Origin of the sequence: Arthrobacter sp. NPDC057009 (genome assembly GCF_042673905.1) — a bacterium.
Taxonomy (GTDB): domain Bacteria; phylum Actinomycetota; class Actinomycetes; order Actinomycetales; family Micrococcaceae; genus Arthrobacter.
Map to the genome: position 1 here is coordinate 1 of NZ_JBHUSB010000017.1, position 21,437 is coordinate 21,437.

Genomic DNA, 21,437 nt, shown 5'->3' on the forward strand with positions numbered 1-21,437 from the left:
GACGACGACACTGGGTGTCGTCGTCGGCCTCCTTTAGTTTTAGTGCGAGAGCTGCCCCGGGTGGTTGAAGCGGGCGACGGCGGTCCCGCCCTTTGGGCGCGGGCCGTATGGCAATCCTCGACGTACCCACAGCTACTGCAAGGGATTTTTCCTTGCCGTCCGGTTATGACGCGGAGTGAACCTCGGTTGCCTGCTCTGCCTGCAGTCCGGCTGCCAGCCGCCCGGCCTCTTGCTTCGCTCCCTGGCATAGCCAGCGAACGTCGGAGTGCAGCCCGATGAACGTAACTCCCCAGCTGGTAAACAGCTTGGCATCGTCTGCGTCGTTCGCGAAAACGCCGACGGCCTTTCCAGCCTCGCGTGCCTGGGCCACAACCGACCGCATGGCGTCGACGACCTCTGGATGCCAGGTGTCACCCAGGTGGCCCAGGGAAGCAGCTAGGTCGGACGGGCCCAGGAAAACGCAGTCGACACCTTCGGTTGCACAGATGCCCGCAGCGTTGTCCACGCCGGACCGGGATTCGATCTGCACGATGGTGCACACTTGTTCGTTGGCATTCTTTACGTACACCGGGTCAAGACCGTACCGGCCGGCCCGGACCAACCCCGCCACGCCCCGCACGCCGGCGTTACCGTTCTGCGGGTAACGCATCGCACGGACAGCCGCCTGCGCTTCGTCCGCGCTGTTGACATTGGGGAAGATAAGAGTCCGCGCACCAATGTCCATGGCCCGCTTGGCCAGCACGGGATCGTTTTCGGCGAGGCGTACGATTGCCTCGGCACGCGCGCCGTTAGCCCGGGCGGCGTCGACGGCCCTCAACTGTTCCACAGCGCTGGCGGGATTGTTGGGGGCGTGCTCAAGGTCGACTACTAGCCAATCGAACCCGCAATGGGCCAGGGCCTCGGCCACCGCAGGTGAACCCAGGGTTAACCACGTTCCGGTCGTGGTGGCGCCGGAGCGCAGAGCCTCCTTGACGGGGTTATCGTGCATCAGGTCATCCTTCTACGAGATCTGTTCATTGTGTCCGTTGGCCGTCCCGGTCCACGTAACCCGGAGGGTTCAAGCCGCCAGGGATTTATCCTAGGTGCCGCGGAATCCCGAGCCGGTTGCTGTCCTGCAACTCCGCGGGGAGGAGATGGTCGGGGAACCCCTGCAGTGCCACCGGGCGCAGGAACCGCTGAATCGCTGCCGTCCCGACAGAGGTGGTTTGGACGGCGGTGCTTGCCGGGTATGGTCCGCCGTGCTGCTGAGCATGTGTTACAGAGACCCCGGTGGGCCAGCCGTTCCACAGGACACGTCCTGCTTTGCCGGCCAGAACACGGAGCAGATGGCGGACGTCGCACTGCTCTGTGGCCTGTACCGTCGCGGTGAGCTGGCCGTCCATCCTCCGGGCAACCGCCAGGAGTTGGTTCATGTCCTCGTACTCAACCACCAGGGAGAACGGCCCGAACCGCTCGGCCAGGAACAGGTCCGGATCCTCGAGGACTGCTGCGATGTGGGTGCCCAGGACCAGCGGAGCCGGGCCGGCGGCCTCGCCGGGAATGTCCCCGTTAAGAATCCGCACCTGCCGGTGGCCTGCGAGTTCGGCAACGTCCCGGGTGTAACCCGCTTCTATCCGTTCGGTCAGGAGTCTTGTGGCGTTTGGCAGTTCCGCGGTGCGCAGGTGTTCGATGATCTGGCTTCCCGCCGGAACAAAGAGGGTTCCCGGCTTGGTGCACAATTGGCCGGCACTGCCGGTCACTGCGCCCAGGTATCCCTCAGCGATGGCAGCCGGACGTTCTCCTGCCGCCGCGGGGGTAACAAAAACCGGGTTGTTGCTGCCCATCTCCGCGTAAAACGGAATCGGAACATCCCGTTGTTGGGCGATGTCGAACAGTGCCCGCCCGCCGGGGATTCCTCCGGTGAAGGCGCCCGCCTGGATCCTGGGATCTTTCAGTGCCCGGACGCCGGTTTCTGTTCCGTGGATCAGGGCCAGAACGCCTTCAGGTGCCCCGGACTCTTCCAAGGCCCTGAGGAGAATCGTGGCGGTGCGCGCCGAGAGCTCTGGATGTCCGTGGTGCGCCTTGACGATGACGGTGCAGCCTGCCGCCAGTGCTGAAGCTGTGTCGCCGCCGCCGACGGAAAAGGCAAAGGGGAAGTTGCTCGCGGCGAAGACCAGCGCCGGCCCCAGCGGGAGCAGCATCCGCCGTAGATCGGGGCGGGGTGCACCCATCGGCCATTCGGGATCGGAGTGGTCGATGCGTGCGTCAACGAAGCGGCCGATCCTCAGTTCCTCGGCGAAGAGCCGCAGCTGAAAAACCGTCCGCCTCAATTCACCCCGCAGCCGCGCATCGGGCAGGTGCGTCTCTGCCATGGCGAGTTCGATGAGCTCGTCGGCATGCGTCTCCATGGCTGCAGCCATCGCCTCAAGGTGACGGGCACGGCCAGCGGAGGGCATCGCGGACCAGCTCTCGAAGGCGGTTTCGGCCGCGCTCAGGACCTCGTCCAGGTTCAGGGTTCCAATAGTTTCGGTAGTCATCTTGGCTTGCTCTCTTGTTTGTATCCGGGGTGGTCGATGGACGCTTGGGCCCTAGTCGATCTCCTGGTTGCTCTTTTCTTTGGCGAACAACACAGCCACCAGTGAGATGGCGCCGCAAAGGACGATGAAAAGGCCCACCGGAAGATAGCTGCCGCCGAAGGCTGCGAGGAGTGCTGTGGCGATCAGCGGAGCGGGCCCGCCCGCGATAGCTGCTCCAAGCTGGTAGCCCAGGGAAGCGCCTGTGTAGCGGATGTCGGGGGAGAAGCTCTCTGCGATCACAGTGCCGATCAGTGACCCATAGGTGGGCCAGATGACGGCAAACCCGATGAAAAGCGCAACGGCAAGGAACGGCAGGGACTTCTGGTTGAGCATCCAAAGGTACGGGAGGATAAACACCATCAGGGCCACGGTGCCCCAGAGGAAAACCTTTTTCCGGCCGATTCGGTCCGAGAGCGCACCAAACTTGACCATCGAGTAGACGCCGATCACGGCGCAGACCAGCAGCACGGCGAGTACGGCTTCGCGGTCGTAGCCCAGGGTCATGGCGTAGGAGACGGTGAACGTCGCGAACATGAAGAACGTCGAGGTCTCAACGATCTTGGCGCCGGTTGCGATAAGGACTTCACGCCAGTGGTGCTTCAGGGTGTCGACGAGGGGAACCTGTTTTGTCGCTCCCGCGGCTTTCACCATCCGGAATGACGGTGTCTCGTCGACCTTGTGACGGATCCACAGGCCGACAGCCAACAGGACAACCGACAGAAGGAACGGTATCCGCCACCCGTAGGCCAGGAACGCTTCGTCAGAGAAGACCGCGCCCGCGGCCAAAGTGATCATGTTGCCGAGTGCGAGCCCGAGCATAGCACCGGTCTGCGGGACTGCACCGAAGAATCCGCGCCGGTTCTTGGGGGAGTACTCGACGGCCAGAAGCAGGCCCCCTCCCCATTCACCGCCCAGGGCAAGGCCCTGAAGCAGGCGGAGCACAGTCAGAATGATGGGCGCCGCGACGCCGATAGCCGAATAGGTGGGCATCAAACCCATGGCGACAGTAGAGACGCCCATCAGGGTCAGCGTGACGACCAGTGTTTTTTTCCGGCCGATCCGGTCTCCGACATGGCTGAACAGAATGCCGCCGATCGGACGGATCAAGAAGGCCAGGGCGAAGGACGCCAAGGCCAAGAGCTGGCTGACGGTCGGATCGTTGGACGGGAAGAACAACGGACCGAATACCAGCCCGGACATGGTGCCGTAAAGGAAGTAGTCGTACCACTCGATTGTGCTACCGACTGCGCTGCCCCACAGGGCGCGTTTCCGGTCCTCGTCGGAGACCACGATCTGTGGCGCTGCGACAGTTGATGACATGTTTCTCTCCTTAGGGAAGACCTTCGACGTTGAAGGTATGGATTAGTTGCTGCCCATCAGGATCACCGAACGACCGATGTTTCCCTTGGTCAGCGAGTCGAATGCTTCGTTGATCTGGGCCAGGCTGAACTTCTCGCCGACAAGGGCATCAAGCTGCAAACGGCCGGCCAGATACATGTCCAGGATCTGAGGGATCTGCACTGACAGATTGGAGGAGCCGTACAGACTCCCCCTCACCGATTTCTCCTGCTGGACAACCTGGTTCAAGGGCACGTTGATCTCGGCCTCGGCGTTGGACAGTCCCACCACGAAAGCCGTGCCTCGGGGGCGAAGTGCCATGACTGCCTCGCGAATGGTCTGAGGCCGGCCGATTGCCTCGACAGCCCAGTGAGCTCCTCCGCCAGTGATCTCGTGCACAGTGGCGGCCAGGTCGTGTTCGCGCGTGTTGATCGTGTGGGTTGCTCCAAGCTCCCGCGCCTTTGCGAGCTTTTCGTCGTCAATGTCGGCAACGATCACCGGGTAGGCCCCGACTGCTGCTGCGCCTATGACCGCCGAAAGCCCCACTCCGCCGGCTCCAACCACAAGGATCGACGCCCCGGCCGGAGCCCCCATTCCGTTCAGCACAACTCCCATCCCTGTGATCACGGCACAGCCCATGATGGCTGCTACAGCGGCGGGAACCTCCTGGGGGATCTTGATCACGGATTCTCCGGAGACGACGCATTCCTCGGCGTAGCAGGACACCCCCATCAGGTGATGGACGGGTTGTCCGTCCTGTGACAGCCGTGTTCCGCCCCTCAGCAGTTCGTTATGGGTAGCGTGCACCGCGCCGAGGCGGCAGAGCGCAGGCGACCCGCTCGTGCAGTACTCGCACCTGCCGCAACTTGGCCGCCAGGTCAGAATGACCTTATCGCCCGGCCTGACATGGGTGACCCCGACTCCGACTTCCTGCACTATGCCCGCGCCCTCGTGGCCCAGCACGATAGGCGTCCGGCATGGCAGGTCCTGGGCCATGTAGTGGTAGTCACTGTGGCAGATGCCTGCCGCGTCAACCCGCACGCGGACTTCGCCCGGACCAGGGGGCTGTAGATCCAGATCGACGACGGCAAGCGGTGCGCCTGCTTGGTTCATGATTGCGGCCTTCACCGGTCACTCCTTGTTGCTTAGCTTTCACATCCCCGTGCTTCAGATCACGGGGACTGGCATAAGCATCAGGCGCGGGCCGCCGTCGTCAAAATCTTCCTCTCACTCAATGAGACACCTATAGCTTGGCCCAGTGCGGGGCTGCCGCCATCTGGCGGTTCAGCCCCAGTGTCGCTGCATGGACAGCGGGGCCAACCAGTCTCATCTCCACCACGCCCACCGGAGCGGTGATGGAAATAGCGGCCACAGCGGTACCATCGCCCCGGAGAATGGGGCTCGCCGCGCATGCCAGGCCAGCATGGGATTCCTCCCGCTCATAGGCAATACCCTCACGTCGGGCCAGGTCCAGTTCGGCGCGAAGCTCCTGGGGATCGGTAACAGTGTTGGGTCCGATCTTCTCCAGCTGACCGTTCAGGAGATCCTCGACCAGCTGGTCAGGGGCGTGTGCAAGCAGGGCCTTCCCACCAGCAGTGGCATAGCACGGTACACGTCCACCAACCCTGGATGGGATTGTTAGGTCCCGATACTGGCCGCGCAAAATCTCGATATAGACGACGTCATTACCTTCGAGAACGCCCAGCTGAACAGTCAAGCCCGTAGCCCGCCGGAGGTCGAACATCGTTGCCAGAGCCAGGCGCCGAAGATCCTTTGGCTGTTGCGCCATCTGCCCCAACTCAAAACACCGGATACCGATCTGGTATCCGGACTGAACCCGGTCGACAAAGTCGTGCTTGGCGAGTTCCGAGAGTATCCGCGCCGCCGTCGCCCGGGAAAGTCCGGCCCTGCGGGCGATCTCCCCTCCGGTCAGGACCGGCTCTTCAGGACTGAATACGTCAAGGATCAGTGAAACCCGCTCAATCATGCTGGCAGCCGGCTTCGAATCAGTGGAATTCACGTAGAGCATTATGGTCTCATTCAGCGAGACAGGCAAAGTCTCACACAACCCTTACGCCAGAGGGCGGGACGTCTCGGATGGCCGCTCTCCGGCAGCAGTCAAGGGTTTCGAAAAACTTGGTGTGACGCTTGACACCTTTCTGCCTCCGCGCCTAACCTGAGTGCCAAGTCGATTTGGCAAAACGATTTTTCACTTTTCGGTCTTACTTTTCCCAGCCTTACCAACGTAGATTCCGTCAAAAGAAAGGGAGTCGACAGCGATGTCCTCTCGAACCACGATTTCCCGGATCACCGCCATCGGCGGTCTGTCCACCGCGGTGCTTCTGGCAGCAACTGCCTGCGGCGCAGGGGGCCCGGCAGCAACGCCGGGTAGTGCCGGTGCCAGCACGGTCAACGTACTCGTCGAGGCGGGCGGCCATGCCGAACTTACAGGCGTTGCCGAACAGTGCAAGAAAGAAACAGGCGTTAACGCCAACTTCGTCGAGCTGCCTTACGACGGCATGTTCAACAGGCTTTCCAGCGAGTTCTCCTCCGGCAATGTCTCCTTCGACGTCGCCGCACTGGACTCCGTTTGGCTGCCCAGCTTCAAGAACGCCGTTCAGCCGATTGACGAGCTCTTCACCGACGACGCGAAGAAGGACATCTTCCCGGCCCTGGTCAAGGAAGCAAGCGTGGACGGGCACTTCATCGGCATGCCTGCCTGGACGAACGCCGAGATCATCCTGTACCGCAAGGACCTGTTTGAGGACGCCAAGAACAAGGCGGACTTCAAGACCAAGTACGGCTACGACCTGGCCGCCCCCACCACGTGGAAGCAGTACCAGGACATCTCGGAGTTCTTCACCAAGGACGGCATGTACGGTACGGACGTCAAGGGCGGTGTGGAAACGGAATGGCTCGCCCATGTCCTGCAGGCCGGCTCACCCATGGTCGTGGACGGGAACAACAAGGTGGTTATCGACAATGCCGCCCACAAGGAAGCACTGGACTTCTATGTCGGCCTTGCCAAGTCCGCTCCCTCCGGCGCGGCGCAGGTGGACTGGGCCGCTGCACAAAACCTGTTCAACCAGGGGAAGACGGCGATGACCCGGTTCTGGGCCCACGCATACCGGCAGATCCCCAAGGATTCACCGGTGGCCGGCAAGGTCGGTGCGGCTCCGATGATCGCCGGGTCAGCCGGTGTCGGCGCCGTTCCCGGACCGTGGTACCTCACCGTACCCAAGGCCACCAAGAACACCGAAGCGGCCAAGAAATTCGTGAAGTGCGCCTACGACTACAACGACAAGGGCCTCGAATCCAACCTGGGCCTGGCCTCCCGCATCTCCGCCTTCGAGAAGTACCAGGACAAGGCAGGCTACGAGAGCTTCAAGCCGCTGATCGAAACCCTTAACGGCAAGGCCACGGCCACCCGCCCCGCCACCGAGAAATGGCAGCAGATCGTGGACACCGTGCTGGTTCCCATGCTGCAGAAGGCTGTGGCCGGCGGTGACACCGCCGCCCTCCTTGCCGACGCCAAGAAGCAGATCGAGGATCTCCTTAAGTAAGACCCCCGCGGCCGGCGCCTGCCGAAGAGGCACAGCAAGTCCGGTGCCGGCCGCGGCCCCAACCAGCGGAAGAGAAAACCGTGCGCATCTCCGATCGCCGCTTCGCATTGTTCCTGATGACACCAGCGGCGCTGTTCCTGGCAGTCTTTGTCGCCTTCCCGCTGTTCCGCCTGGTGGCGGACAGCTTCTTCAAGATCTCGCCGATCGCCGGCGGGCCCCGGGACTTCGTGGGCCTGGATAACTATTTTCGGGTCTTCGCCTCCGAAGCGTTCACTGGTGCCGGCTGGCGGACACTGGCCTACACCATGGTGGTGGTCACCCTCGAATTCGCCCTCGGGCTGGGCATGGCCCTGCTGTTCACCACGCTGGGCCGCAGTTCCCAAATCTGGCGGACCGTCTTTATGTATCCGCTGATGATCGCCCCGATCGTGGCAGGTCTGCTGTGGAAGTTCCTCATGATCGATAACTTCGGCCTCATCGGGACCCTCCTGCACCAGGCCGGCATTCTGTCCAACCCCAACCAGATCGGCTGGCTGTCGGACCCGGGCATTGTGCTCTACTCGGTGGCCATCCCGGACATCTGGCTCACCACCTCATTCATGTGCCTGGTCCTCTTCGCAGGACTGCAGAACATTCCGGGGGATCTGATCGAAGCAGCACGCCTTGACGGTGCACGCGCACCGGCGCTGCTGTTCCGCATTATCCTGCCCCTGCTGCGGCCCGTCATCGCCGTCGCCCTGGTGGTCCGCGGAATCGACGCCGCCAGGGCCTTCGACACCATCCTCATTCAAACTAACGGCGGCCCCCAGTCCGCTTCGGAAACCATGAGCCTGCTGATCTACCGGACCATGATCCGATTCGGCGATCCGGGGCTGGCAAGCGCCATGGGCACTATCTACCTGCTGGCGATGCTCGCCGTCGCATTCGTCGCGGTGGCCACCATCTGGCGGCCAGGAAAGGACAACTGATGCGCGTCGCCGAGAGAATCAGGCACGACGCCGGGATACCGGCCGACGTGCCCGCGGAACCTTCCGTAGCTGTCACCACACCCGGGTACCGGAGGCGCCGAGGCACCAACCGCGAGGGCCTGGAAGCCGGCCGCCGCAGCACCCGGACCCTGCTGTGGATCCTGCTCGCAGCAGCGCTGGTGCTCTATGGATTCCCGTTCCTCTACCTGATCTTCACTTCCTTCAAGACGCCGATTGACACCATCGCGGTGCCACCCACCATCCTCCCCCGGGAATGGACGCTGGAGAACTACACCAACGCGCTGGGCCGCAACGGAGTCCTCGCTTCCTTCATCAACAGCATCCAGACGGCCATCATCAGCACCGTGCTTTCGCTCGTGTTGGCGGTACCGGCTGCCTACGGCATCACCCGGTACCAAACATTAAGCGGCAGGATCTTCATCATGGCCGCCCTGGTTACCCGCATGGTGCCCCCGGTGGCGATCGGCATTCCGCTGGCTTCGATGATGGCAGCCGTTGGCCTTTCAGATACTCCCATTGCTCTGTCCATCGCCCACACCACCATCTCCCTGCCGCTCTCGATCTGGCTGATGTCCAGCTTCTTCGAGGCGGTCCCCAAAGACCTGGAGGAAGCTGCGACTGTGGATGGCTGCAGCAGGCTCGGCGCCCTGTGGCGAGTGGTGATCCCGGTGGTCTCCGGCGGCATCGCCGTCACCGCGATCTTCGCCTTCCTGGCCTCCTGGAACGAGTTCCTCTTTGCGCTCCTGATGACAGCAATCCGCTCCCAGACAACCCCAGTCGTGATCGCGAACTTCCAGACCCAGTTCGGCCTGGACTGGGGATCCATGACGGCGCTGGCCGCCGTCTACTCCATCCCGGTCATCCTCCTGACCCTTTTGCTGCAGCGCAAGATCGTCGCCGGCATGACGCTGGGGGCAGTCAAGGGCTAGCGCCGTCAAGGGCTGGACCAGCAGTACGAGTAGCCTACTGATAGCCCCCAGGGGCATCGCCAACCATAAGGACGTGGGAGACAGATGAGCAGCAAGAACATCGGCATCAAGGACGTCGCCGTCGCCGCCGGCGTCTCCGTGACGACTGTCTCCCATGTCCTCAACGAGGTTTCCTACGCCCGGGTCAGGCCCGAAACCAGGGACAAGGTCAGGGCCGTTGCCGAGCAACTGGGCTATGGTCCCAACCGCCTTGCCCAGGCCCTTCGCACCCAGAGGACCGGCATGCTGGGTCTGGTGAGCGAGGACATCGCCACCACGCCCCACGCCGGACGGATCATCCTCGGCGCTGACGAGGCCGCCAAGGCCCGCGGGTACAACCTCATGATCATCAACACCTCAGGTTCAGCCAGCCTCGAATCCCGGCAGGCCGACGTCGAGGCCCTCCTGGAACGCCGGGTGGACGGAATCCTCTACGCCACCATGTACCACCGCGACGTGGAGCTGCCGGCCAACCTCGGCAGCGTGCCCTCCGTGCTGGTCGACTCGGTGGCCACAGGTGGAAACATCACAGCCGTGATCCCGGACGAGGAAGGTGGTGCACGCGCCGCCGTGGGCGCGCTCCTCGAAGCGGGCCACACCCGGGTGGGCTTCATCAACAACACCGACGACGTCCCCGCAACCAGTCAGCGGCTCCAGGCCTTCCGGGCCACGCTGGCTGAAGCAGGGCTCGACGGCGATGCGGCACCTGTCGAGTCCGAGGTGTCTGAGGTGCAAGGCGGCTATGAGGCGGCCCGCCGGATCCTGGCACGCGAGGACCGGGCCGATATGCCTACGGCACTGTTCTGCTACAACGACCGGATGGCGATGGGAGCCTATCGCGCAGCTGCTGAGCTGGGACTGAACATTCCTGCTGACCTTTCAATTGTTGGCTTCGATGACCAGGAGCTGATCGCCGCCAACCTTCACCCGGGCCTCACCACGGTGGCCCTGCCCCACTACGAGATGGGTGCCTGGGCCACCGAGCACCTGATTGACGCCGTCGAGGGGAAGACCGACCTTACCCTCATGGCACTTCACCCGACCATCCTGGGTTGCCCCCTCGTGAGACGCGATTCCATCGCGGCTCCGCGGAAATAGGCAACCAGACCCTTCCACTTCCCAAGGGGAACGCCACATATGTCCAGTTGCCTTGATAACGCACGCCCGGAAACAGCCCCGGCAGAAACCTCCAGGTTCCGGCCTGCCATCCACTTCACGGCAGGGGATACCTGGCTGAACGATCCCAACGGCCTGGTTTTCTACGACGGCATGTACCATCTCTTCTTCCAGAACAACCCGCACGGCAACACCTGGGGCAACATGTCCTGGGGCCACGCCACCTCCCGTGATCTACTGCACTGGTCGGAACACCCCGTTGCTATCGCCTGCGACGAGACAGAGGACATCTTCTCAGGCAGTGTCGTCGTTGACCACGGCAACACGTCCGGTCTCGGCACGCCGGACTCACCCGCCCTCGTAGCCATTTACACCAGTGCCTACAAAGCCGGGTCCGAACACAGCGGCACACAGGCCCAGTCTCTGGCCTACAGCACGGACGCAGGAATGACGTGGCGAAAATACGAAGGAAACCCGGTCCTCACCAGAAACTCCGCAAACTTCCGTGATCCCAAAGTCTTCCGCTACCAGGGGGACCAAGGCGCCTGCTGGGTCATGGCCGCCGTCGAAGCCCAGCACCAAAAGGTGGTCCTCTACCGTTCCGAAGACCTCAAAACCTGGCACTTCCTGAGCGACTTCGGCCCGGCCAACGCCGACGCCGGAGAATGGGAATGCCCTGATCTCTTTCCCCTGGCAGTGGACGGGGACCCGGAGAACATCAAATGGGTACTGATCGTCAACGTGAACCCAGGCGCCGTGGCAGGAGGCTCCGGTGGCCAGTACTTCATCGGGCACTTCAACGGCGTCAGCTTCACCCCCGATCCCGGCTCCGTCGTGGCGCCCGAAGGGCTGGCCTCCCTGCCCGACTCCAAGGCGGGCTCTGCAGCCTTGCAGCAATGCCTGTGGCTGGACTGGGGACGCGACTGCTACGCCTCCGTATCCTTTAGCAACGCCCCGGATGACCGGCGCATCATCATCGGCTGGATGAACAACTGGGACTACGCCAACGAGCTGCCCACCGCCCCCTGGCGGTCCTCGATGACCCTCGCCCGCGAAGTGTGCCTCACAGCAGTCAATGGTTCCGCACATCTGATCCAGCAGCCGGTCCTGGCCGGCCTCTGCGCAGGTGAAGAGCCGGCGGAAACCCAGAATGTCATGGACGCAGGCACCTTTGAGCTGCATGATTCAGTGTTTCGGTTGCCGGATGCGGTACCCGGCAGCGCCCAGGTCATTGAGACGGAGATTCTGCCCGGAGACGCCGAACAAGTGACCTTCCACCTGTTAGGAATTGGTGACGGCAGTGCGGGGACCGTGCTGAGCTACAACGCCGCCACGGCCGAACTTCTCCTGGACCGCAGGCGGTCAGGCGACACCGGCTTTCACGGGAAGTTTCCCTCCGTGGAGTCGGCCCCGCTGGTCCTTGAGGACGGCGCACTCAAGCTGCACATCGTCGTGGACCATTGCTCCGTGGAGGTGTTCGCACAGGACGGCAAGGTGGTTTTGACCGACCTTGTTTTTCCCGCCCAGGGGCATGCGGAGAACCGGCTGACGATTGAGGGCGGGCCGGCCACCATCCGGACGCTGACTGTCACGGCGCTCGGCTAGCGCCAACGAACGGATAAACAGGAAAGGGTCCCCAAATGCCAACAGTTCAGCACACCGACATTGACCTCGCCGGGGCGCTGAAATAACGGCTGAGGAACAACAACATCAAGGGAAGAAGCTATGCCAAGCAACAACTACTACGACGTGACGGCCTGGTCCGTCGGCAACCCGGCCAAGGACGTCGGTGAAGTCATTAACAGCATCATCGCCGACATCAAGGAACGGCAGTACGCCGCCGACGTGAACAACGGAGGAAAGCCCGGTGCTGTTATCTACCTTCCGCCGGGGGACTACCACCTTCGCACGCAGGTGGTGATCGACGTCAGCTTCCTTCGGATCGAAGGCTCGGGACACGGGTTCACGTCGTCGAGCATCCGGTTCAACGTTCCTGGAGACGAATGGCCCGACCTGCATGAGCTCTGGCCCGGGGGGAGCCGCATCATCGTCGACCTTCCCTCCGCCGGTGAGGGGGAGGAATCCAAGGGAGCTGCCTTCCTTGTTGAGAGAAGCGGGAGCCCGCGGATCAGCTCGGTCGAGTTCTCCAACTTCTGTATTGACGGCCTGCATTTCATCCCGGACGGTTCCGCGATGCCTCCCGAGAACACCTACGTCAACGGCAAAACCGGCATATATGTAGCCAGCGCCAATGACTCGTTCCGGGTCACCGATATGGGGTTCGTCTACTTGGAGAACGCGCTCACCATCCACAAAGCGGACGCGCTATCCATCCATCACAACTTCATCGCTGAATGTGGAAGCTGCATCGAACTGCGCGGGTGGGGACAGGCCTCAAAGATCACCGATAATTTGGTCGGGGCGGGCCCCAAGGGGCACTCGATCTACGCCGAGAACCATGGCGGGCTCCTGATCACCGCGAACAATGTCTTCCCCCGTGGTGCGAGCAGCGTCCATCTCAACGGCGTCACGCGTTCAAGCGTCACAAACAACCGTCTGCATTCGTTCTACCCCGGGATGGTGATTCTCGCGGCGAACAGTTCGGAAAACCTCGTGGCCACGAACCACTTCCTGCGTGACCATGAGCCCTGGACGCCCTTCCTGGGAGTCGACAACGGATTGGACGACCTCACCGGGCTTCTCTGTGTCACCGGCAGCAACAACTCTGTCATCGGCAACCACTTCTCCCAGATCATCGACTCACAGAGCATCCGGCCCACAGGTGGGGTGCCTGTCATCATCCGGCTGATGGGCGGGGTTGGCAACTTCGTCTCCAACAACCATGTGGTGGCGAAGGACGTTGCCTCCAAGACAAGTGACTCCTGCTTCGAGTCCCAGGTGGACGCCCTGTTGACGACCGGGTCCTCCGACAGCCTCGCCGTTGCGGCCGTCGTGGTCGATCCCGGATCGGCGAGGAATACGATCCTTGATTCCGGAACCGACGCCCAAGTTATCGCAGACAGGGCTGTCAACGCCTTTCGGGCCACACCCACGGTGGGTTTCTAGACGGGGGCATATGTGTGTCAGGTTCGGGTGTACTTCGACGGTAGGGAGCGGGTGCTCGTGCTGGCCTGCAATAATCGATGACGATGAAAGCGCACGAGACAGTTATGAACTGGGTGACCGGCGAACTTTCAAGCGGCCGCTTGCACATAGGTGATCATCTTCCCAGTGAACGGACGCTCGCTGAAACCCTCAAGGTGTCCCGCAGTTCTCTGCGCGAGGCATTGCGCGTGCTTGAGGCACTTGGCGCAATCAAGGCCACCACTGGCTCCGGACCGCGATCAGGGACCGTGATAACGGCTGCGCCGGAGCAGGCGTTGGCACTGGCCCTCAACTTGCAGTTGGCAACGAGCCACGTCGAACACTCGCACGTATATGAAGTCCGTTTGCTGCTGGAAACATGGGCCGCCGAACACTCGGATCCCGCAGGGGCAGATTGGGACTCCGCCGAGCGGCTCCTGGAGCTCATGAATGACCCGGGGATCGCCATTGCCGATTTCCTCCGGCTCGATGCCGAGTTCCACGTGCTGGTTTCACGGGCCGCAGGTAATCCGCTGATCAGCACGCTTATGGATGCCATGCGCACTTCTATTGCCGACCATACCCTGGCCCGCGCCCAGGCTCTCCCTGACTGGGAGAAAACCGCCAGCAGACTGCGTCTTGAACACCTTGCGATCTGCAACTCCCTTCGCGCTGGCGACCGCACATTGGCGGCAGAGCTTCTGCGCCAACACATCCGCGGATACTACCTGGAGACGGCAAACTAAACGGCGTACCCGCCACGCCTGCGTCCGTCCGCATCCACCTTTGACGTGCCCCGTGTCACACCCCTACACTTCTTTGTGGTCAGACCACATGGTCGGGCCACATAATTTTGGCGTTCTCGAAGGAGAGACTTGAGTACCACAGCCCCCGAAAAGACAACGACCGGCGAGAAACTGAACTATCGCGTGCTGATCGGCAGCCTCAGCGGCAGCGTCATTGAGTGGTTCGACTTCCTTGTTTATGGCACTGTTGCTGCCCTGGTTTTCAACAAGCTCTTCTTCCCGAGCGACAACGCGTTCGTGTCGACACTGCTGGCTTACATCTCGTTCTCGCTCACATTCTTCTTCCGCCCGCTGGGCGGCGTTATCTTCTCGCATATCGGTGACCGTATCGGTCGGAAGAAGACTCTCTTCATCACCCTCATGCTCATGGGTGGTGGCACGGTGGCCATCGGCCTGCTGCCTGATTACAACACCATTGGCATGGCTGCGCCGATCCTGCTCATTCTGTTCCGCATCCTTCAGGGCCTCGGCATCGGCGGTGAATGGGGCGGCGCGCTCCTGCTCGCTTACGAGTACGCACCAAAGAACCGCCGCGGCCTGTACGGTGCGGTGCCGCAGATGGGTATTAGCCTGGGAATGCTGCTGGCTGCCGGCGTTGTCGCTCTGCTGACCCTGCTCCCGGATGGGCAGTTCCTGACTTGGGGATGGCGAGTGCCGTTCGTGGCGAGCGTTGTGCTTGTCCTGGTCGGCCTCTGGATCCGCAACGGCCTCGACGAGACTCCCGAGTTCAAGCGGGTGCGCGAGTCGGGCGCCCGGCTGCGACTGCCTATCAAAGAGGTTGTCACAAAGCACTGGGGGGCCGTGCTGGTCTCTATCGGCGCGAAGGCGGCAGAGACGGGCCCGTTCTACATCTTCGGCACGTACGTCATTGCCTACGCTACGGGTGTCTTGGGAGCCCGGGAGAACACCGTCCTCCTCGCCGTTGCTGCTGCCGCGTTCGTTGCGACGATTTGGATGCCCATTTTTGGCCGCATTTCCGACAGTGTTTCACGGGCCGTGCTCTACCGGTGGTCGGCCGCCGCGACGATTGTCCTTGTAGTGCCCTACTACCTGGTGATCAACACAGGCGCGACGTGGGCACTGTTCGCCGCCACCGTCGTCGGTTTCGGCCTGCTGTGGGGCAGCGTTAATGCGATTCTCGGCACGTTGATCGCCGAGAACTTCGCCCCCGAGGTGCGCTACACCGGCGCGTCCCTCGGTTACCAGCTCGGTGCAGCCGTCTTCGGCGGCACAGCCCCAATCGTTGCGGCTTGGCTCTTCCAAGTCAGTGGGCAACAGTGGTGGCCGATCGCCGTGTATGTAGCCAGTTGCGCAACTGTCTCAATCGTCGCGTCCTACTTCATCAAGCGCGTCGCGCACCAGGAAGGCTAGCGCAGCACTGACAGCCGCAGCGTAGCAAGCACAACTCGGCCTGGACCGACGGCGCCGGGTGGGACCCAAGACTCGAGGAGGTGTTGGCCGGACCTCTCCCGTCATCCTTGGCCGAGGTTCGTGACCAGGTTGATCGAGACCGCGATCAGGACTGTGCCGAAGAAATACGACAGGAGAGCGTGCAGTAGAGCCTTGCGCCGGATCTCACTGTTGCTCGGCTCGACCTCAGGCGCAGCGTAGGACATCCCGACTGTGAAGGCGAAGTAGGCGAAGTCGCTGTAGGTAGCTTCCGTCTCATGCTTGACGTCGAGCCCGTCGTTAGGGCTATCGAGGAAATGCATGCGGGCGTACTTCAAGGCATAGACCGTGTTCACGAGCGCCCAGGCAACAATCGTGCCGAGGACGCCTAGGATGACCAACGCTACGGAGGTCGGATCTCCCTTCTGGCTGCTCGACTGGATCAATGCGACCACCACGGCGGCGATGCTCGCGATACAAGCGGTGACAATCGCATTGTCGGTCACACGGGAGGCGGACTCCTCGCGTGCGAGGCGTTCAGTCCCCGCCGGGTCCTGTCGCCAGCATATCCGCCATACCCATACCAAAGCGATGACGCCAGCGGTGCACCACGCAACCAGGGGCGCCAGGGCAGGTGATACGGCCACCGCTGCGATGATGCCGGCCACCGTCCCGACCGCGACGCATACGAGAGCACGGCGGGCTGACAGGATCCGACCGTTCATTGGTGCTCCTCGAGGGGGTGTTGTGCGTCAGCCCTGGCCCCGGGGCATCGCAGCCGGGCAAGGTTTGCTCCCCAAGGCGCGATCGTTACAAGGCCTGATGGCCGTCGTTGGGTCGACTTCCTTAGAGATCGGCCTTGGGAAACATGTCGTCCGCCGTCACAGAGGGGTGTCAGACTCTGCGGTGCTTTCGCAGGGCCCTGAAAGCGGCTACGACTCCTCCGGCTGCCAGTACCCAGGGGGCGCCGACGATAACCGGGTCCATCCACTGGTGGCTGAGGTCGGCGCGTTTTTGGCCGAACCGTGAGCGGACACCGTGGACCGAGAACTCGCTGAGCACCCCGGTTTCGGTGACGGGGTTGTCGGGGCGCAGGGTCGCAAGGGACTTCAGGTGGTGTTCCCAGGCGTCCACGCGGTCGGCGGCGATGAGCAGCAGCCAGTGCGCGGCCCGTCCCTCGCTGTACTTGTAGGCGTATTTCCGGATGGCCCCCGACACCCCGGCGGGAGGTGTCGAGGTCCCGAAAACGGGTGGCAGCATGGCGTGCTCCACGGACCGTTCCCGGGGCCACTTCTCCGGTTGGCGCTCCGGGAAGTCCCAGTGCGCGCCCGTCTCGATCCCGGGTTGTTCACGGGGGTAGGAGGGCCGGTCGGCCGGGTCGAGGTCAGCGCCCCATCCCGGGATCCGGGCCCGCAGGTCTTCCGCGGACTGCTGCGGGGTGCGTTTGCCGGCGATATATGGTGTGGCTGTGTCAGTCATGGTGCGCTTTCCCTTCAGGACTGGCCGGCGACAACGAGCGGCTTGATGATGTTGTCCAGCTTGGCGGAGAAGATGTGGTAGCCCTCTGCGATGTGTTCCAGCGGAATACGGTGGGTCACAATGTCGCTGGGTTTCAGGTAGCCGTTGCGGACGTGCTCGAAGAGGCGCGGCCACTGGCGTTTGACCGGGCACTGGTTCATCCGCAATGTCAGACCCTTGTTCATCGCGTCGCCGAACTTCACCGCGCTGAATATCGGCCCGTAGGCTCCCACCACGGACACGGTGCCGCCCTTGCGGACGGAATCGATAGCCCAGTTGAGGGCGATGGGGGAGCCGCCCTGCAGCTTGAACTTGCTGCTTGTCACGTGCTGGAGGAAGTTGCCGTCCGCTTCGGCCCCTACGGCGTCGATCACGACGTCGGCGCCCAGGTAGTCGGTTTCCTTCTTCAGGTGCACCACGATGTCGTCGTGCTCGGCGAAGTTGTGCGTCTCGGCGTGCGCGAAGGACCGGGCCTTCTCCAGCCGGTACTCCAGATGGTCGATCACGATCACCCGCCCGGCGCCCATCAGCCAGGAGGACTTGGCGGCGAACAGGCCCACCGGGCCGGCGCCGAACACCACCACGGTGTCGCCTTCGGCGATGTCGCCGAGCTGGGCACCGAAATAGCCAGTGGGACAGGCGTCGGTCAGCAGGACCGCGTCCTCTTCGTCCATCCACTCCGGAATCTTCGAAGGCCCCACGTCCGCAAAGGGGACGCGCACGAATTCCGCCTGGCCGCCGTCGTAACCCCCACAGGTGTGGGAGTAGCCGTAAATGCCGCCGACCGCCGTCGCGTTCGGGTTGACGTTGTGGCAGTTGGAGTACAGGCCGCGGGCGCAGAAGTAGCAGGAGCCGCAGTAGACGTTGAACGGCACCATGACGCGGTCGCCGGCCGCCAGGTTCTGCACGGAGGAGCCCACCTGATGCACGGTGCCCACGAACTCGTGCCCGAACGTCATCCCCACCCGGGTGTCCGGCATCATGCCGTGGTAGAGGTGCAGGTCGGACCCGCAGATCGCGCCCCTACTGACCCGCACAATGGCATCGTTCGGGTGCTCGATCTTGGGAATGTCTTTTTCTTCGACGCGCACTTTGTACGGTCCGCGGTAAACCATTGCCCGCATCAGTACCACGTCCTGGAAATCGCTCGTTTCGACATCGACATTTGACCTTTCTCAGGCTCCGGCCGGGTGGAGGACGACTTTTGTCCAGCCGTCTTCGCGGCTGTCGAAGTTCCTGTAGCCCTCGGGAGCCTCGTCAAGTGTCAACTCGTGGCTGACGATGAAGGAGGGGCTGGCCTTTCCGCCGGCAATGAGGTCGCGCAGGGCACGGTTGTACTTCTTGACAGGGCACTGGCCTGAGCCCATCGTCTGTCCCTTGAACCAGTAGTTTCCGTAGTCGAAGGCCACCTGGCCCTGCTGCTCAAGTTTGTCGGGGCCGCCAGGGTCCTGGGGCAGGAACACGCCCACCACGCCGAGGCCGCCGACGAACCGCACGGAGTCCACGAGCCGGTTCAGGGTCATGTTGGGATGTTCGGTTCCGCCGGGATCGTGCGCCTGGTAGCCCACGCATTCGCAGCCCCGGTCCGCACCGAAGCCCATGGTCTGGTCCTTGACGAACTCCACCGGATCCACTTCCGAATCATTCACAGGGATGGCACCGATCTGTTCCGCCAGCTTCAGGCGGTCAGTCTGGCGGTCCACCACCATGACTTTTCCGGCGCCTTTGATGATCGCTGAGTAGGCGGCCATGAGTCCGACCGGTCCAGCACCGTAGATGACCACGGAGTCCCCCGGGTACACGCCGGCCAGCTCGGTGGCGTGCCAGCCGGTGGGGAAGATGTCAGCGACCATGACGTAGTCGAGTTCTTTTTCCACGGAGTCCTCGCCCAGGCGCAGGCAGTTGAAGTCCCCGTACGGCACGCGCAGGTATTCGGCCTGTCCGCCCTGGTAGGGCCCCATGTCCGCGAATCCGTAGGCCGCGCCGGCGAGCTGCGGTTCGGGCTGCATGGTCAGGCAGTAGTTAGTGAAGCCACGGTCGCAGTTCTTGCAGAAACCGCAGGCGATGTTGAACGGCAGCACCACACGGTCACCCACTTTCACCTTGCTCACCGCGGGGCCGGTCTCCACCACCTCGCCGAGGTTTTCGTGTCCGAAGGAGCGCCCGGGTTCAAAGCTGGTGCGGCCTTCGTACATGTGCAGGTCCGAGCCGCAGATGTTTGCTGAGGTGATGCGCACCAGTACGTCGGCGGGGTGCTCGATTTTGGCGTCGGGGATCTCCTCGACACTGACGTCGTTCGGTCCTTTGTAAACTACAGCCTTCATTGTTCGCTCTTTTCCTGTGTCCACCCAGCGACGGCACACATCTGTCGTCCAAGGCACAAGTCACCTAGGTACGTGTGCAAGCCGCGAGGGAGTGGGATATGTAGAGGACCTCTGAGTCCACCCGAATGGGCGACTGACGACCCGGGGATTTGAGGTAGCTGGCTGCCTTGGAAAGCGGGTTGGCCAGCCCCTTCGCGAAATAGATACTGAACGAACCCTAATGCTAAGCACACTTAGTAAGGATGTCGAGGGGGTTCGTGTGAAGTGCTGCAAAAATGCTGCGCCCGAGGACTCTCTTGATTGGGGCCGTTTCGGGGCGCTGGCGCCTTAGCAGCGCTGCTGGATGGTTGCGCGGGAGGCGGTCAGGGGAGCTGCGGTGCTTTGTCGGATCACGAGTCGGGCGGGGTCGAGGGTGACGCGCGGTTCGATGGTGTTGGTGTGGATCTGCTGGAGGACGTTGTCGACGCATTGCCTGCCGACGGCGGCGAAGTCCTGGTGGACCGTGGTAAGCGGGGGAGGGTAGGAGGAGGCGTCGGGGACGTCGTCGAAGCCGACCACGCTGATGTCTTCGGGGACGGCTTTCCCTTTTTCGTGGAAGGCCCGAAGCAGGCCCAGGGCCATGTGGTCGTTGGCGGCGAACACTGCTGTGCAGCCGGTTTCGTCGGCGAGCCGCAGCCCGGCAGCGTAGCCTGAGTCCGCTGACCAGTCGCCGCGGATGACGGGCGGGACAGGTCGGCCAGCGGCGCTGAGGGTGGTGCTCCAGGCGGCTGCGCGGCGTTCGCTGGTGACGGACTCCTTGGGGCCGGCGACGTGCCAGACGGTCTCGTGGCCGAGGTCCAGGAGGTGTTGGACGGCCTTGCGGGTGCCATCGGCCTGATCTATGTCCACCACGCTGTACTGGTCACCGGCGTCGGCATCGACGACGACAATCTTTACCCCCGGCGGCAAGGTGACCGCGGCCGCCTCGAGCAGATGGACCTCCATGATGGCGATCACCGCGTCAACGGCAAGTTCACCCAGGCGCGAGAACGCGCCCTGGATGCCGGCCTGTGTCGGGGCGGTGACCGGGATCAGCGTGATAGCGAAGTCTTGCCGGGCTGCATGAAGGGCAATAGCCTCCAGGGTGCGCATGTTCCCCTGTGAAGACAGCGGGAACGTGATCACCCCGATGGTCCGGAAAGTGCCCCGCTTCAGCGCCCGCGCCGCACTGTTGGGCCGGTACCCCAGCTCATTCATCGCAGCAATGACATGCCGCCTGGTGGCAGCGCGCACGTCACGGCTCCCGTTGGCCACCCGGGACACGGTCTGGGTCGAGACCCCCGCCAACACCGCCACGTCCACCATCGATACACGGTTAATGGCTGTCTTCGAAGGCCCGGCAACCGCGTCTTTCGGCCGGCCGTCCGCGCGGAGCCGACGGGCGGGAATCCAGTCTGTACTTTCCAGTCGCCCCGGTTGCTCCGGGGGAAGGTTCTCGTCAAGATCCGCGCACATTTGTCCTACCTAGTTTGCCGCGAGCCGCTTCGCGGGCATCCCTGCCCAAGCAGATGAGTTAGCGATAAATCAGCAGGCTTACTAACGCTTCTGAACGAAGGTCTCGTCCCCGCTGCCCTTATTTTCGGCGATTTCTGGCCGAAACTCCAGTGGTTTCAAAAAGTTCAGTAGATTTCCGTGAAGCTCTTGATAGTGCGCTAACTCAGACTGTAACGTGGCTCACGTAACCCCAAGGGTGGGGTGTCACGAACACAAGGGAGTGTTGTTCATGAAGAGAACTGCAACTGGTATTC

The 21,437-nt window shown here is 62.8% G+C and carries 18 protein-coding genes; 8 read left to right on the forward strand and 10 right to left on the reverse strand.

Going from position 1 to position 21,437, the window contains the following annotated elements; genetic code table 11:
• Positions 1–163: 163 nt before the first annotated feature.
• From ACFTR6_RS16530 to ACFTR6_RS16550, 5 genes are all read right to left on the reverse strand, one after another.
• Positions 164–988: an HpcH/HpaI aldolase/citrate lyase family protein gene (locus ACFTR6_RS16530; RefSeq protein WP_087873472.1), complete on the reverse strand. Its 825-nt coding sequence runs from the start codon at positions 986–988 to the stop codon at positions 164–166.
• A gap of 85 nt (positions 989–1,073) precedes the next feature.
• Positions 1,074–2,516, reverse strand: coding sequence for an aldehyde dehydrogenase (NADP(+)) (locus ACFTR6_RS16535; RefSeq protein WP_377958662.1), 1,443 nt, complete (start codon positions 2,514–2,516; stop codon positions 1,074–1,076).
• A 51-nt stretch (positions 2,517–2,567) separates the two neighbouring features.
• Complete coding sequence (locus tag ACFTR6_RS16540) at positions 2,568–3,875, reverse strand: MFS transporter (protein WP_076803381.1); 1,308 nt, start codon at positions 3,873–3,875, stop codon at positions 2,568–2,570.
• A gap of 42 nt (positions 3,876–3,917) precedes the next feature.
• Positions 3,918–5,021: a zinc-binding dehydrogenase gene (locus ACFTR6_RS16545; RefSeq protein WP_377958663.1), complete on the reverse strand. Its 1,104-nt coding sequence runs from the start codon at positions 5,019–5,021 to the stop codon at positions 3,918–3,920.
• A gap of 115 nt (positions 5,022–5,136) precedes the next feature.
• Complete coding sequence (locus ACFTR6_RS16550) at positions 5,137–5,922, reverse strand: IclR family transcriptional regulator (protein ID WP_083706408.1); 786 nt, start codon at positions 5,920–5,922, stop codon at positions 5,137–5,139.
• A 250-nt stretch (positions 5,923–6,172) separates the two neighbouring features.
• Here ACFTR6_RS16550 and ACFTR6_RS16555 point away from each other — a divergent pair, with 250 nt between their 5' ends.
• From ACFTR6_RS16555 to ACFTR6_RS16590, 8 genes are all read left to right on the forward strand, one after another.
• Positions 6,173–7,456 (forward strand): ABC transporter substrate-binding protein, encoded by a 1,284-nt coding sequence (locus ACFTR6_RS16555; RefSeq protein ID WP_377958664.1) that lies wholly within the window; start codon positions 6,173–6,175, stop codon positions 7,454–7,456.
• An 80-nt stretch (positions 7,457–7,536) separates the two neighbouring features.
• Positions 7,537–8,424, forward strand: coding sequence for a carbohydrate ABC transporter permease (locus ACFTR6_RS16560; protein ID WP_087873468.1), 888 nt, complete (start codon positions 7,537–7,539; stop codon positions 8,422–8,424).
• Positions 8,424–9,374, forward strand: coding sequence for a carbohydrate ABC transporter permease (locus ACFTR6_RS16565; RefSeq protein ID WP_377958665.1), 951 nt, complete (start codon positions 8,424–8,426; stop codon positions 9,372–9,374). The genes ACFTR6_RS16560 and ACFTR6_RS16565 overlap by 1 nt, the downstream gene beginning before the upstream one ends.
• Before the next feature lie 84 nt (positions 9,375–9,458).
• Positions 9,459–10,511: a LacI family DNA-binding transcriptional regulator gene (locus ACFTR6_RS16570; protein WP_377958666.1), complete on the forward strand. Its 1,053-nt coding sequence runs from the start codon at positions 9,459–9,461 to the stop codon at positions 10,509–10,511.
• Positions 10,512–10,550: 39 nt separating this feature from the next.
• Positions 10,551–12,134, forward strand: coding sequence for a glycoside hydrolase family 32 protein (locus ACFTR6_RS16575; RefSeq protein WP_377958667.1), 1,584 nt, complete (start codon positions 10,551–10,553; stop codon positions 12,132–12,134).
• Positions 12,135–12,254: 120 nt separating this feature from the next.
• Positions 12,255–13,595 carry a right-handed parallel beta-helix repeat-containing protein gene (locus ACFTR6_RS16580; protein ID WP_377958668.1) on the forward strand — a complete coding sequence of 447 codons (1,341 nt, stop codon included), beginning with the start codon at positions 12,255–12,257 and terminating at the stop codon, positions 13,593–13,595.
• 83 nt (positions 13,596–13,678) lie between these two features.
• Positions 13,679–14,359: a FadR/GntR family transcriptional regulator gene (locus ACFTR6_RS16585; protein ID WP_236783035.1), complete on the forward strand. Its 681-nt coding sequence runs from the start codon at positions 13,679–13,681 to the stop codon at positions 14,357–14,359.
• A 129-nt stretch (positions 14,360–14,488) separates the two neighbouring features.
• Positions 14,489–15,790: an MFS transporter gene (locus tag ACFTR6_RS16590; protein ID WP_076803374.1), complete on the forward strand. Its 1,302-nt coding sequence runs from the start codon at positions 14,489–14,491 to the stop codon at positions 15,788–15,790.
• 101 nt (positions 15,791–15,891) lie between these two features.
• On the opposite strand, the gene ACFTR6_RS16595 is transcribed toward ACFTR6_RS16590, so the two are convergent.
• The 5 genes from ACFTR6_RS16595 to ACFTR6_RS16615 all read right to left on the reverse strand — a co-directional run bounded on the left by ACFTR6_RS16595 (position 15,892) and on the right by ACFTR6_RS16615 (position 20,994).
• Positions 15,892–16,533 (reverse strand): DUF1345 domain-containing protein, encoded by a 642-nt coding sequence (locus ACFTR6_RS16595; RefSeq protein WP_377958669.1) that lies wholly within the window; start codon positions 16,531–16,533, stop codon positions 15,892–15,894.
• A gap of 169 nt (positions 16,534–16,702) precedes the next feature.
• Positions 16,703–17,287 (reverse strand): hypothetical protein, encoded by a 585-nt coding sequence (locus ACFTR6_RS16600; RefSeq protein WP_377958670.1) that lies wholly within the window; start codon positions 17,285–17,287, stop codon positions 16,703–16,705.
• A gap of 14 nt (positions 17,288–17,301) precedes the next feature.
• Positions 17,302–18,450: a zinc-dependent alcohol dehydrogenase gene (locus ACFTR6_RS16605; protein ID WP_377958671.1), complete on the reverse strand. Its 1,149-nt coding sequence runs from the start codon at positions 18,448–18,450 to the stop codon at positions 17,302–17,304.
• A 51-nt stretch (positions 18,451–18,501) separates the two neighbouring features.
• The gene (locus ACFTR6_RS16610) at positions 18,502–19,650 is read right to left on the reverse strand and encodes a glutathione-independent formaldehyde dehydrogenase (protein WP_377958673.1); all 1,149 of its coding nucleotides are present in this window, start codon (positions 19,648–19,650) and stop codon (positions 18,502–18,504) included.
• Between the two features lie 327 nt (positions 19,651–19,977).
• Positions 19,978–20,994: a LacI family DNA-binding transcriptional regulator gene (locus tag ACFTR6_RS16615; protein ID WP_377958674.1), complete on the reverse strand. Its 1,017-nt coding sequence runs from the start codon at positions 20,992–20,994 to the stop codon at positions 19,978–19,980.
• Between the last annotated feature and the right edge of the window lie 443 nt (positions 20,995–21,437).

What these genes read in the sequence shown, in the direction of transcription:
- ACFTR6_RS16575 (WP_377958667.1), top strand. Translation starts at nt 10,551, where the DNA reads ATGTCCAGTTGCCTTGATAACGCACGCCCGGAAACAGCCCCGGCAGAA.
- ACFTR6_RS16605 (WP_377958671.1), bottom strand. Translation starts at nt 18,450, where the DNA reads ATGCGGGCAATGGTTTACCGCGGACCGTACAAAGTGCGCGTCGAAGAA.
- ACFTR6_RS16610 (WP_377958673.1), bottom strand. Translation starts at nt 19,650, where the DNA reads ATGAAGGCTGTAGTTTACAAAGGACCGAACGACGTCAGTGTCGAGGAG.
- ACFTR6_RS16540 (WP_076803381.1), bottom strand. Translation starts at nt 3,875, where the DNA reads ATGTCATCAACTGTCGCAGCGCCACAGATCGTGGTCTCCGACGAGGAC.
- ACFTR6_RS16585 (WP_236783035.1), top strand. Translation starts at nt 13,679, where the DNA reads ATGAAAGCGCACGAGACAGTTATGAACTGGGTGACCGGCGAACTTTCA.
- ACFTR6_RS16580 (WP_377958668.1), top strand. Translation starts at nt 12,255, where the DNA reads ATGCCAAGCAACAACTACTACGACGTGACGGCCTGGTCCGTCGGCAAC.
- ACFTR6_RS16570 (WP_377958666.1), top strand. Translation starts at nt 9,459, where the DNA reads ATGAGCAGCAAGAACATCGGCATCAAGGACGTCGCCGTCGCCGCCGGC.
- ACFTR6_RS16600 (WP_377958670.1), bottom strand. Translation starts at nt 17,287, where the DNA reads ATGACTGACACAGCCACACCATATATCGCCGGCAAACGCACCCCGCAG.
- ACFTR6_RS16565 (WP_377958665.1), top strand. Translation starts at nt 8,424, where the DNA reads ATGCGCGTCGCCGAGAGAATCAGGCACGACGCCGGGATACCGGCCGAC.
- ACFTR6_RS16550 (WP_083706408.1), bottom strand. Translation starts at nt 5,922, where the DNA reads ATGCTCTACGTGAATTCCACTGATTCGAAGCCGGCTGCCAGCATGATT.
- ACFTR6_RS16555 (WP_377958664.1), top strand. Translation starts at nt 6,173, where the DNA reads ATGTCCTCTCGAACCACGATTTCCCGGATCACCGCCATCGGCGGTCTG.
- ACFTR6_RS16595 (WP_377958669.1), bottom strand. Translation starts at nt 16,533, where the DNA reads ATGAACGGTCGGATCCTGTCAGCCCGCCGTGCTCTCGTATGCGTCGCG.
- ACFTR6_RS16615 (WP_377958674.1), bottom strand. Translation starts at nt 20,994, where the DNA reads ATGGTGGACGTGGCGGTGTTGGCGGGGGTCTCGACCCAGACCGTGTCC.
- ACFTR6_RS16535 (WP_377958662.1), bottom strand. Translation starts at nt 2,516, where the DNA reads ATGACTACCGAAACTATTGGAACCCTGAACCTGGACGAGGTCCTGAGC.
- ACFTR6_RS16530 (WP_087873472.1), bottom strand. Translation starts at nt 988, where the DNA reads ATGCACGATAACCCCGTCAAGGAGGCTCTGCGCTCCGGCGCCACCACG.